10 protein-coding genes are annotated in these 11,533 nt (G+C 32.4%); 4 read left to right on the top strand and 6 right to left on the bottom strand.

The genetic code is table 11. From position 1 onward, the window contains the following. The 4 genes from ACTTBN_RS03915 to ACTTBN_RS03900 all read left to right on the top strand — a co-directional run bounded on the left by ACTTBN_RS03915 (window position 1) and on the right by ACTTBN_RS03900 (window position 4,383). On the top strand, window positions 1-1,011 hold the full coding sequence (locus ACTTBN_RS03915; protein WP_440651770.1) for a branched-chain amino acid ABC transporter permease: 1,011 nt from the start codon (window positions 1-3) through the stop codon (window positions 1,009-1,011). Between the two features lie 35 nt (window positions 1,012-1,046). After that, a complete protein-coding gene (locus ACTTBN_RS03910; protein WP_440681195.1) occupies window positions 1,047-2,378 on the top strand; it encodes a branched-chain amino acid ABC transporter permease in 1,332 nt (443 codons plus the stop codon). A 74-nt stretch (window positions 2,379-2,452) separates the two neighbouring features. Continuing rightward, complete coding sequence (locus tag ACTTBN_RS03905) at window positions 2,453-3,622, top strand: MFS transporter (protein WP_440681090.1); 1,170 nt, start codon at window positions 2,453-2,455, stop codon at window positions 3,620-3,622. Then, window positions 3,622-4,383, top strand: a complete 762-nt coding sequence (locus ACTTBN_RS03900) for a sulfite exporter TauE/SafE family protein (RefSeq protein WP_440681089.1) — start codon at window positions 3,622-3,624, stop codon at window positions 4,381-4,383. The genes ACTTBN_RS03905 and ACTTBN_RS03900 overlap by 1 nt, the downstream gene beginning before the upstream one ends. A 50-nt stretch (window positions 4,384-4,433) precedes the next feature. On the opposite strand, the gene ACTTBN_RS03895 is transcribed toward ACTTBN_RS03900, so the two are convergent. From ACTTBN_RS03895 to ACTTBN_RS03870, 6 genes are all read right to left on the bottom strand, one after another. Beyond that, window positions 4,434-5,624 (bottom strand): ABC transporter substrate-binding protein, encoded by a 1,191-nt coding sequence (locus ACTTBN_RS03895; protein WP_440681088.1) that lies wholly within the window; start codon window positions 5,622-5,624, stop codon window positions 4,434-4,436. 92 nt (window positions 5,625-5,716) lie between these two features. Next, complete coding sequence (locus ACTTBN_RS03890; RefSeq protein WP_440681087.1) at window positions 5,717-7,198, bottom strand: aldehyde dehydrogenase; 1,482 nt, start codon at window positions 7,196-7,198, stop codon at window positions 5,717-5,719. Next, a complete protein-coding gene (locus tag ACTTBN_RS03885) occupies window positions 7,191-7,973 on the bottom strand; it encodes an alpha/beta fold hydrolase (protein WP_440681086.1) in 783 nt (260 codons plus the stop codon). Before ACTTBN_RS03885 ends, ACTTBN_RS03890 begins: the two co-directional genes overlap by 8 nt. Window positions 7,974-7,979: 6 nt before the next feature. Then, window positions 7,980-8,567: an amino acid synthesis family protein gene (locus tag ACTTBN_RS03880; protein ID WP_075506232.1), complete on the bottom strand. Its 588-nt coding sequence runs from the start codon at window positions 8,565-8,567 to the stop codon at window positions 7,980-7,982. Beyond that, window positions 8,564-10,267, bottom strand: coding sequence for a thiamine pyrophosphate-binding protein (locus ACTTBN_RS03875; RefSeq protein ID WP_440681085.1), 1,704 nt, complete (start codon window positions 10,265-10,267; stop codon window positions 8,564-8,566). The genes ACTTBN_RS03880 and ACTTBN_RS03875 overlap by 4 nt, the downstream gene beginning before the upstream one ends. Further along, on the bottom strand, window positions 10,264-11,433 hold the full coding sequence (locus ACTTBN_RS03870; protein WP_440681084.1) for an LLM class flavin-dependent oxidoreductase: 1,170 nt from the start codon (window positions 11,431-11,433) through the stop codon (window positions 10,264-10,266). Before ACTTBN_RS03870 ends, ACTTBN_RS03875 begins: the two co-directional genes overlap by 4 nt. Between the last annotated feature and the right edge of the window lie 100 nt (window positions 11,434-11,533).

Here is an 11,533-nt window from a genome sequence, read left to right as displayed (position 1 = left end):
ATGGATCTTATTAATGCAATAATTCTTTTACTAAATTATATTTTTATTCCAGGACTTACTTATGGTTCTCAATTAGCTTTGGGTGCAATTTTTGTTACTTTAATTTATGGAATTCTGAGATTTGCTAATTTTGCAACTGGAGACATGATGTCATTTGGAACCATGATGACAATTTTATTCACTTGGTATTTTCAATCTTTAGGTATTTCTCTTGGAGTTCTGCCTACAGCTTTAATTGCACTTCCATTTGGTATTTTTTTTATGATTTTATACATGCTTACAATCGATAAATTTGTTTTTAAGTATTACAGAACTCAAAAAAGTCCTCCAGTTCAGTTTGCCATGGTTAGTATCGGTGTGATGTTTGTGACCCAAGCAGTTGTTAGAATTATAATAGGTCCAGGAGATAGAAGGTTTTTTGATGGAGAAAAATTCATTATCAAGGCTAGAGAATTTAAAGAAATGACAGGTTTAAACGAAGGACTTGCCCTTAAATCTACTCAGGTCATTACTATTTTTGTTACAATAGTTTTAGTCTCTTTATTGTTCTGGTTTTTAAATAAAACTAAAACAGGAAAAAGCATGAAAGCTTACTCTGATAATGAGGATCTTGCTTTGCTTTCAGGAATAGATCCTAAGAAAATAGTATTGGTAACCTGGGTAATTGCAGGAATTTTAGCTACTATTGGAGGAGCTTTGTATGGTTTAGATAAAAGTTTTAAACCTTTCACTTACTTTAATAATATGCTTCCAATTTTTGCTGCAGCAATTGTTGGAGGAATTGGAAATCCTTTTGGTGCATTTTTGGGTGGCTATGTGATTGCTTTTTCAGAAATTTTATTAACATATGCATATAAGAAATTTTTTATGTACATATTACCTGAAAGTATGGAACCAGAAGGCCTAATTCAATTACTTTCGACCGATTACAAATTTGCAGTTTCATTTTCAATCTTGGTGATTGTATTACTTTATAGACCATCAGGGATATTCAAAGGGAAAGTATTGTGAGAAAAAATCTAAACGTTATTGCAGCATACAGTATCATGATGGTTCTAATTCTATTAGTTGGAATTTTTCAATCATGGAATATTGCATTATCAATATTTAATCTTTGCTTAATTTCGGCAGTAATGACAATGGGGGCTAATATTCAGTGGGGATATGCAGGTCTAATTAATTTTGGGATTATGGGATACACCGCATTAGGTGGTCTTGCAGCAGTTATTATTTCTGTTGATCCTGTTCAAGAAGCATGGAGAGTGGGTGGATTTGATATCTTAATGTGCTTATGGCTTATAATTGTAATGATACTTGTTATCAGATTCATTTTAAAAAATTTTGAGAAATCAAAATTAAGAACTTACAGTATAGCAGCACTTATTATAACAGGAATTATAATTATAAGAGTAACAGCAGAGCCAGGTATTGAAAAAATTGAAGCTGTGAATCCAGCAACAACTGGTTTCCTAGGCGGTTTTGGTTTACCAATAATTTTCTCATGGATCGTAGGAGCATTTTTTGCGGGTGGGTTAGCATTTATAGTTGGAAAAGTTGCTTTAGGTTTGAGAGCTGATTATTTAGCGATCGCAACACTTTTAATTTCTGAAATTGTAATAGCAATAATTAAGCATGAAGATTGGTTAACCAGGGGGGTTAAAAATGTAATTGGCTTAAAGAGGCCAGCTCCATATGAGGTCGATCTTCAGACTACAGATTGGTTTATAAATTTAGTTGAGAAATTTAAATCTGGTAAGTTAGATTTAATTACTGATTTATCTGAAAGACAAGCAGCATTGAGTCAATTTGTAATCGAAGGTTCTTCGATATTTGTTAAACTTTGCTACTCAGGTTTATTCTTGGTTGTAGTTATAATTCTTTTAATTTTAACTCAGAAAGCTCTTTATTCTCCATGGGGAAGAATGATGAGAGCAATAAGAGATAATGAAGAAGCAGCAAATGCTATGGGTAAAAATGTTGTGAAACAACATTTGCTAATATTTATTTTAGGTTCAGCAATTGTTGGTATAGCAGGAGCAATGTTAGTAACTCAGGATGGATTATTTACACCAGGAAGTTATAGACCCATGAGATATACTTTCTTAATTTGGGTAATGGTAATTGTTGGAGGTAGTGGAAATAACTTTGGAGCGATTCTAGGTGGTTTTGTCGTTTGGTTTTTATGGATCGAAGCCGCACCTATTTCAATGTATTTAATTAATTTATTTACTGCAGGTATTCCAGAAACAAATGCTATTAAAGCTCATCTTATTGAAAGTGTTCCTTATTTTAGATTTTTATTGATGGGTCTTGGTTTGTTGTTCATTATGAGATACCGACCCAAAGGTATACTTCCAGAAAAAGTAGAAATAAAATAATTTTACATGAAATATATTATTTTAGGTGCTGCAATTGCTTGGGCTATGTATATGGCTGACAAGTATATGTTTTGATGAATAGAAATCTTTTTCTATTAATTTCAAGTCAAGTTTTTGGCTTCACTGCAGCAAATGTAACAGTTTTTTTAAGTGGAATAATAGGAAGTCAACTTTCACCTATTAAATCTTTATCAACTTTTCCTCCTTCAATTTATGTTGTTGGTATTGCTATCTCTACTATTTTTGCAGCAAAAATTATGTCAATTATTGGTAGACGTTTAGGTTTTGTTTTGGCATCCATAGGGAGTTCTTTAGCTTGTTTAATTGCTGCTTACTCAATCTTCATTGATAGTTTTATAATATTCTCGTCTTCTTGTTTTATGCTTGGCACAGGAATGGCTTTCATTCATCAATATAGATTTGCAGCAGCTGAAACAGTTGAAAAAGAGAAAGCACCAAAAGCTGTTTCTATGCTTTTGTTAGCAGGAATTATTTCTGCATTTATAGGAATTACATTAGCAAATAAAACAAAAGATTTAATAGGCGATCATGTTTATGTTGGATCGTATATAGCACTAGCATGTTTAACTATTATGCCTGCAATTTTTTTAAGTTTTTATAAAAATTCAAATATCACTAATAAAAATATTTTAATAAATAATGATGTAAGAACTTATAGAGAATTTGTCTCTGATCCAAAATTCCTGCAAGCTATGATGGCTGCAACTTTTGGTTATGTGGTTATGGCATTTCTGATGACTGCAACTCCAATCAGTATGCATTATGTCCACAAATTAAGTGTAGATAAAGTTGGATTAGTTATCCAATTTCATGTGCTTGGAATGTTTCTTCCATCATTGTTCACTGGTAACCTAATAAAAAGATTTGGTTTTTCAAAAATAATGTACATGGGAGTGTTTTTTTATGCTTTAACGATATCATTAAGTCTGTTTGAGCCAAACTTTATAAATTATTTTGCATCGTTGATCTTTTTAGGCATAGGATGGAATTTTTTATATATCTCAGGGACCAGCTTATTAGTAACTACTTATAACGAGCATGAAAAATTTAAAGCCCAAGGTTTTAATGATCTTATAGTTTTTTCTGCTACAGCAATTGGAAGTTTATCAGCAGGAATTTTAATTTCAGTTTTGAGTTGGAAAATAATAAATTTTATGTGTATCCCTTTTTTGATATTAATTTTGTATTCAATAATTAGAGCTGACTTCAAAAAAAGTATATAATGAACTGGTTATCTTATTTTGATCTAACTTTTTTTGAATTTTCATTCATTATTTTTACTGTTTTTATTGCTTCAATTATAAGGGGTTTTAATGGATTTGGTTTTTCAGCAACCTGTATTTCTGGCTTTTCTTTTGTAATTCCTACAATTGAAATTGTTCCAATTATTTTAATCCTTGAGGTTTTAATTAGTATTTTTATGGCTCCATACGTTTGGAAAAAAATTGACTGGAATATGGTTTTCAAAATTTTAATTGGCATGGCAATAGGCTCACCTTTTGGATTGTTTTTACTCAAATATCTCTCTCCAGAAATTACTCATTTATCGGTTTGTATAATCATTATCTTTTTCTCAATCTTATTAATGAAGGGATATACAAATAAAGGACTTAATAACGATAGAACAAAAGTTTTTACAGGAATTGTATCTGGCACCCTTAATGGATTAACGACACTAGGGGGTATGCCTGCTGCTTTATTTTTGTTAGTTACCTGTATCGAGCCGGCAGTAATTAGAGGAACTTTAACTGCGTTATTCTTTTTTACTGATATTTATGCGTTTGTGTTAAGTTTTTTTGCAGATATTGTCGACATGACAACAATTTATAGAACAATTACTTTGATAATTGTTTTGCCAATAGGAGTTTTCATAGGTGATAAATTTTTTGTTAAAAGCAAGGAAGTTCTCTATAGAAAAGTAGTATTTTACTTTTTAATAGTTATCTCAATATTTGGAATTTTTAGAATTATAAGTGGTTTATAAAAAAACCCCAGTAATAAAAATTACTGGGGTTTTTAATAAGATAAAAAATATTATCTTTGTTTTTTAGTTTTAAATTTTCCGCCTTTGATTTCTTGCTCTAAGAAAGAACCTTCAGCTTCACCAACTTCAGTAAAAGATACTCCAGTAGCACCTTCGTAATTTATCTTTTTACCTTTTGCTAGTAAGTCTAAACCTTTCTTTAATTCACCTGGGTAGATTTTAGTACCAGGAGCGTTAGCAACATCCATAACATTTTTTGCAATGGATGCTCTATCAGCAGAGTTACCTGCTTGCATTGCAAGAACGATCAAAGCAGCTGCATCATAAGACTCTCCAGTGTAAGGACCAGAAGAATCTATACCACCAGCTTTTGCAACTTCTGCAAATACACCAGCACCTTTACCAGTAGATCCTGGTAGAGATCCGAATGATTTGCTTAAGTCTTTCCCAAACGCATCAACTAATGATTGACCAATCATACCATCTGATAAAACGAAAGTATCAAATGCACCAGAGTCTAAAGAAGCTTGAATAATTCCTTTTCCTCCTTGGTCAAGATAACCAATAACTGCTACGGCATCACCACCAGCAGAAGCAAGAGTTGCTACTTCTGAAGAGTAATCAGCTTTACCATCTTCGTGAGCAGTTACAGTTGTTACTTTAATACCATGAGCTTCAACCGCTGCTTTGTAAACATCAGCCAAACCTTTTCCATAGTCATTGTTAGTATAAGTGATTGCAACACTTTTTACTTTTCTGTCTTTAGTAATGTCAGCTAAGATTTGACCACCTCTAGCATCTGATGGAGCAGTTCTAAAGAAATATCCATTATCATCTAGAGTAGTTAATCCTGGAGAAGTTGCTGAAGGTGAAATCATTACTACACCGTTTGGTACAGCAACATTTGTTGCAATAGCACCTGTTACACCTGAACAGTCAGCTCCCATAATTGCAGCTACACCACCTGATATCAAACCTTCAGCTGCTGCTGTTGCTGCTGCTGAGTCAACACAAGTTGAGTCTGCTCTCATTGCTTCAATTTTTTTCCCACCAAGTAATGAACCTGAATCTGAAGCCTCTTTAAATGCAAGCTCTGCAGATGCAGCCATAGCTGGAGTAAGAGATTCAATAGGACCAGTAAATCCTAATATGATTCCCATTTTGATCGAATGTCCGTCTGCCATAACGTTTGAACCAAAGCTTGATACAAACATAAATGCAGCGATAAATAGTTTTCTCATTATCTTCCTCTTTATTGTTAACAATTTATAAAATCTAATTTAAGTATGAATAATCTGAATATTCAATGACAAAATTGGCTTATTTTAAACTATTATCTGATAGAGAATGGGTCTAAAGATGGTTCATCTGATGTGTAGAACCAAGTTGTTTTTACTCTTGTGTAATCTTTAATTGAGTCAATTCCAGCTTCTTTACCGTATCCACTATCCTTGATACCTCCAAATGGAGCTGACGGTGAAATTAATCTGTAAGTATTAACAAATGTTATTCCAGCTCTAATTGCTTTTGATACTCTCATGCCTCTAGATAAACTGCTAGTATATACTCCAGAAGATAATCCATACTGATTGTCATTCATTTTTGAGATAACCTCTTCTTCAGTATCAAATTTCATTACTGATAAAACAGGTCCAAATAATTCATTTTCTGCAACAGGTAAATTATGATTATCACATTCAATTATAGTGGGTGGAAAATAATAACCTTTATTTGAAAAAGAATGTCTCTCACCACCACATTTAATTTTTCCACCTTGATCAATAGTTTCTTTAATATTTTTTTCTATTGTTTCTAATTGTTTAAAATTACTCAAAGGGCCCATTTCAGTTTCAGGATCCATAGGTGCTCCTATTTTTATTTTAGAAGCTCTTTCAGAAAGTTTGTTTAAAAATTCGTCATAGATACCTTTTTGAATATAAAGTCTTGAACCAGCTATACAACTTTGACCACTTGCTCCAAAAATCCCTGCTGTAATTCCATTAATTGCATTTTCTTGCTCGGCATCATCAAAAACAGCCACTGGACTTTTTCCTCCAAGCTCTAAACTCACTTCAGAAAGATTTTCTGCTGAATTTTTAATTATATGTCTTGCGGTTTCTGGTCCACCTGTGAAGGCAATTTTTTCAACTAAATCATGTGTTGTTAAAGTTTTTCCACATGGATCTCCAAATCCAGTTATTACATTTACTACTCCTTTAGGTATCCCAGTTTTTTCAATTAATTTGGCAAATTCAAATAATACCGCGGGTGCTAGTTCTGACGATTTAATTACAACAGTATTTCCCATTGCAAGTGCTGGAGCTAACTTAGTAGCAGTTAAAAACATTTGTGAGTTCCAAGGGATAATGGCTGCCACCACACCTATCGGTATTCTAGTGGTTATTGCTTGAATATTTGGTTTATCAATTGGCAAAACTGTACCTTCAACTTTATCAGCTAAACCTGCATAGTAATCGTAGTATTCTGCAATATAGATTGCTTGTTTTTTTGTTTCTCTAAACAATTTTCCTGTATCTATTGTTTCTATTTCCCCAAGCATTTCTGCATTTTCTCTTAACTGATCCCCAATAGCTCTTAAAAATTTTGCTCTTTCTTTAGGAAGTAATTTAGGCCATTCACCTTCGAATGCTTTTTGTGCAGCTTTAACTGCTTTATCAGTGTCTTTAGCACTTGCTTCAGGAACAACTGCCCAAGGTTCATTATTTTCTGGGTTTAAAGTTTCAAATGTTTTATTGTTTTCAGCATCGACCCACTGTCCATCGATATACATTTGATATTTTTTAAGTTTACTCATTTTCTTTAATAAAATTCTTAAGAGTTAAATTTACATCATCGGCACACTCAATACCACAAAGATGTTTTCCATCCTTGATTATCTTTAATTGGCTTTTTGGTATTAAAGCATTTAATTCTTGAGACATTTTAACTGTAGAGCCAATGTCATATTCTCCAGTCATAACTAAGGTGTGATTTTGAATTTTATTAAAATCCTCATCATTTTGATGTTTTACAAACAGCTCATAAACTTTCAGAAAATATTCCATATTATTAGCTGCTAAAATAGAGCTAATTTTATCATAAATACTTGGATGGTTTTCAATATACTTGTCTGTAAACCATCTTTTAAGAGCTTGTCTTGATAATTTAAGATCTTTCTTTGCTTGTTCAAATCTTTGATTTACAATTTTTTGTTGCTCTTCGGTCCTTTTATATATTGAGCATAAAAGAGTTAGTGATTGTAAATGTGAACTGTGATTGATAGCAAAATTTCTAGCAATCAAAGAACCTATTGAAAAACCAACCAAATGAATTTTTTTTATATTAAGGTGGTTAATTAAATCAATTAATTGATCCGAAAAGTCATCAAACGAAATTATTTCTTTATCTAAAGATGATTTTCCATGACCAAGAATATCATATGCAAGAGTACTATAATCATTAAAAAAATCTAATTGAGGTTTCCAAATCTCGTGGGTTAAACCTACACCATGAACAAATACAATTGGAATTTCTTGGTCTTTTTTTATGTATGAGTAAAAAGTTCCAGAAGCAGTAGTTCCAGTGGTCATCAAGATTTATTTGGGTTCAATTCCCATTTCTTTCATATCTTGATATCGATCACCTGTTCTAGCATGAGCTCTTCCACTAGATGCTCCACCTATCGCAATTACCACCTCATCATTAAATGGTGCATCATGTATAGTAAATTCATGTGTTAGATAATAAGGTCTTAACCCAGAGTCAGTTTTATGCATCATCGGGATAGAAATTTTTGATCCAGCTGGTCCTCTTGTATTTGTAAAACTTAAATAAGATGTGCCTCCCACAGCGTCTCTAAATTTATTTCCAAATCTCAAAGTGTGAATAAATGCTGATGCATGCTCTATTTCTCCATCCAGTCCAACTACTCCTGCTTTACCATATGCTAGTATTTTTTCTGGAGATCCTATTTCTTTTATTAATTCTGGAACAAGTAAATCACCTAACTTAGGAGCCAGATCTAAAATAGTTGGTCTTAAGTCTTCAACAAATCCTTGACCATGCCATGGATTTTTAAAAACTGCAGCAACAGATACTAATAATACAGGCTCTTTTGCTTCCTTGCCTCCTTCAATAAAAGTTTTGTCTACAAATTTTGAAAATTTTCTTAGCTCTAATTTCATTTTTTAATTCTATGTTGAAAACTATCTCTTCTAAAACTGTATAATGCTTTCGGATCTACATCAACATCTATCACGGCAGGTTTATTACTTTTTATTGCAGCTCTAACTGCTTCATTTATTTCAGAAACTTTTTTGACTTTAAATCCTTTTGCCCCATATAATTCAGCAACTTTGTCAAAAGATGGACTTGTTATATCAGCACCTAAATATCTTTTACCAAAAAAATCTTTTTGATAAGCTTTTTCGGCTCCCCAACTTTGATTATTCATCACTATAGTTGTTGTATTTATTCCATATTCAACAGCTGTGCTTAATTCAGAAATAGTCATTCCAAAACCACCATCACCCATCAAACTTACAACTGTTTTTTTTGGTTTTGCAACTTTTACTCCAAGTCCACAAGCGAAAGAAAAACCAACTAGGCCAAAATCTAGGGGTGTAAATAGAGAAGGGGGATCATAGTATTCTAAAGCGTCTGTTGCTTGTAAGCACAAGGTTCCTGCATCTAAAGTGATCGCTGAATTTTTAGGTAATACTTTTCTTAGTTGTTTAAACAAACCTTTTGGTTGGATTGGAAAATTTTTTCCTAAATTTTCATTTTCTCTATTATTTAAAAATTCTTTTCTTTCTTTAAAATACAAATCAGTCCATTTTTTTACATCTAATTTGATTTTTTCTTTTTTAATTTCTTTATATAATTGAACAGTTGCTGTTGCAGCATCTGCATGAATTCCTATTGATACTGGAAAATACTTTCCAATCATTTTTTTTTCTAATTCAATTTGAATTATTTTTGCTTTTTTATTTATATTTTCATAAGAGTAAAATGTTGAATTAAATCCTAGCCGAGTACCGATAGCCAAAATAACATCTGCTTCTTTGACTAATCTTGATGCAACAGGATTGCCTCTTGGTCCCATTTGCCCTGCATTTAATTTATGACTAAATGGTATAGCATCTCCATGACCTGCGGCTGTAACAATTGGAACATTAAGCAATTCTGCCAATTTAATAACTTCTCTATATTTTGAGTTATATTTTATTCCAGCCCCAACAATTATTGTTGGATTTTTTGATTTCAGTAGCAATTTAGTTGCTTTATTTATTCTCTCTTTATTTCCTTTAAGATTACTTTCACTTGAGAAAGAAGGTTTATTTAAATTAATATTGTAAGTATTTTTTTCCGCCAATATGTTTCTTGGAAGATTGATACAAACAGGTCCTCTTCTTGGTTTCATTGATAAATTAAATGCATCACCAATTACTTTAGGAACAATCTTAGAATTTTTTACAGTCCAAGTTTTTTTTGTAATTGGAGTAAACAAGGATTGTTGATCTAGGCCTTGAAAAGCATCTTCCATTTTATCTTTTGTCGAGTAAGAACCTGCAATCGCAACTACAGGAGAGAAAGCGGCTTTTGCTTGCGCTACCCCAGTCACTAAATTTGTTGCACCTGGTCCATTTTGACCTGCAATAATTACGCCATGCTTATTAGATGCTCTTGCATATCCATCAGCCATATGTGTTCCAGTTCGCTCATCTCTAACTCCAATAAATTTTATACTTTTTTCATGATAAAGAGCATCAAACATTTCCATTGTTGCAGAACCAATTAAACCAAAAACGTGTTTAGTTTTTTCTCTCTTAAGAGCTCTAACGGCAGCTTGACCACCGCTTATTTTTCGTTTGGAGTTGATCACGAAACTTTTTTAACTTCAGTTCCTAAATCATCTTGAAAATGAGGCATCACTTTTTCTGTAAAAAGTTTAATACTTTTCATACAATCTTTATGTTTCACACCAGGAAAGTTTGACCAAACTTGCAAGTTTTGTAAATTTAATTCAGATTTTAATTCATGAATTTTATCAATCACATATTCAGGTGTTCCAAATAACATGTTTCTTTTGTGTAAAAATTCATAATTTAATAAATCCAGCTTACCTTTGGTTTCTGGAAGTTCTTCACCTGGATCCATATGATTGCCTAGACCACGCCAATGACAAACCCAACGCATATAATTTACCATGTGTTCACCAGCTTTTTCTTTAGCTTCTTCCATTGTATCAGCTACAAACATATCTCTAACAAGAGATACACCTTCACCTAAAGGAATATTTTTTTTGGTTACCTCAGATCTTTTATTTTTATAAGCTTCAAATTTTGCCTTTAGAGCTTTTACTGTTGGTATCCACATTATAATATTAATATTATTCTCAGCTGCCCACTCAATTGATCTAATTCCATCAACTACTTGATGAATAGGAGGATAAGGTTTCTGAAAAGGTTGTGGCAAAACACTAATTTTTTTCATCGTGTTATCTTCCATATTCATAAATTCTTCACTTGGCGGACTCATATCGTGCTGCCAAACGTAATTTGGAGAAGGATAAGTATAAAACTCACCTTGATGATTGAAAAACTTTTCGCTCCATGCTTTTTTTAGCACTTCTAATGTTTCAGCAAACAATCTAAAGTTTTTTGCCTGATCTTTAAGATCAGCTTCTTTATTCAAATTGATTGCTTCTCTTCCATAGATTCCTCTAGCAACACCAACCTCAACTCTTCCTTTTGAAAGTTGATCTAGTGTTGCAATATCTTCTGCTAGTCTTATAGGATTGTGAAATGTAATTACATTTGCAGCTTGTCCTATTCTAATATTTTTTGTTCTTGCAGCCGCATCTACTCCCATCATAATTGGGTTAGTGCATGACTCCATTCCTTCATGATTAAAGTGGTGTTCAGTAAACCAAATAGAGTTCCAATTATTTTGATCACAATATTCTGTGATTTCTTTAGTTTCGTCTAATAATTGATGATAGGGTTTGTGTGTCCAATTAGTGGTATTGCAAAAATAACCAAATTTCATAAAGCCTCCTTTAAAAGTTAATTTAAAGACGACCGATCCCACTTTCGTAAATCTTTGATTTTAACGACGAGTTATGTATCGCTTTATAGAATAACGATAT

It is taken from the genome of Candidatus Pelagibacter sp. HIMB1623 (genome assembly GCF_052047695.1).
Lineage (GTDB): Bacteria > Pseudomonadota > Alphaproteobacteria > Pelagibacterales > Pelagibacteraceae > Pelagibacter.
The sequence above is the reverse complement of the archived record's forward strand: the minus strand, read 5'-3'. Positions and strand labels throughout refer to the sequence as shown.

Coding starts and splice junctions, on each gene's coding strand:
- ACTTBN_RS03895 (WP_440681088.1), bottom strand. CDS start 5,624: ATGAGAAAACTATTTATCGCTGCATTTATGTTTGTATCAAGCTTTGGT.
- ACTTBN_RS03885 (WP_440681086.1), bottom strand. CDS start 7,973: ATGACCACTGGAACTACTGCTTCTGGAACTTTTTACTCATACATAAAA.
- ACTTBN_RS03900 (WP_440681089.1), top strand. CDS start 3,622: ATGAACTGGTTATCTTATTTTGATCTAACTTTTTTTGAATTTTCATTC.
- ACTTBN_RS03915 (WP_440651770.1), top strand. CDS start 1: ATGGATCTTATTAATGCAATAATTCTTTTACTAAATTATATTTTTATT.
- ACTTBN_RS03905 (WP_440681090.1), top strand. CDS start 2,453: ATGAATAGAAATCTTTTTCTATTAATTTCAAGTCAAGTTTTTGGCTTC.
- ACTTBN_RS03870 (WP_440681084.1), bottom strand. CDS start 11,433: ATGAAATTTGGTTATTTTTGCAATACCACTAATTGGACACACAAACCC.
- ACTTBN_RS03890 (WP_440681087.1), bottom strand. CDS start 7,198: ATGAGTAAACTTAAAAAATATCAAATGTATATCGATGGACAGTGGGTC.
- ACTTBN_RS03880 (WP_075506232.1), bottom strand. CDS start 8,567: ATGAAATTAGAGCTAAGAAAATTTTCAAAATTTGTAGACAAAACTTTT.
- ACTTBN_RS03910 (WP_440681195.1), top strand. CDS start 1,047: ATGATGGTTCTAATTCTATTAGTTGGAATTTTTCAATCATGGAATATT.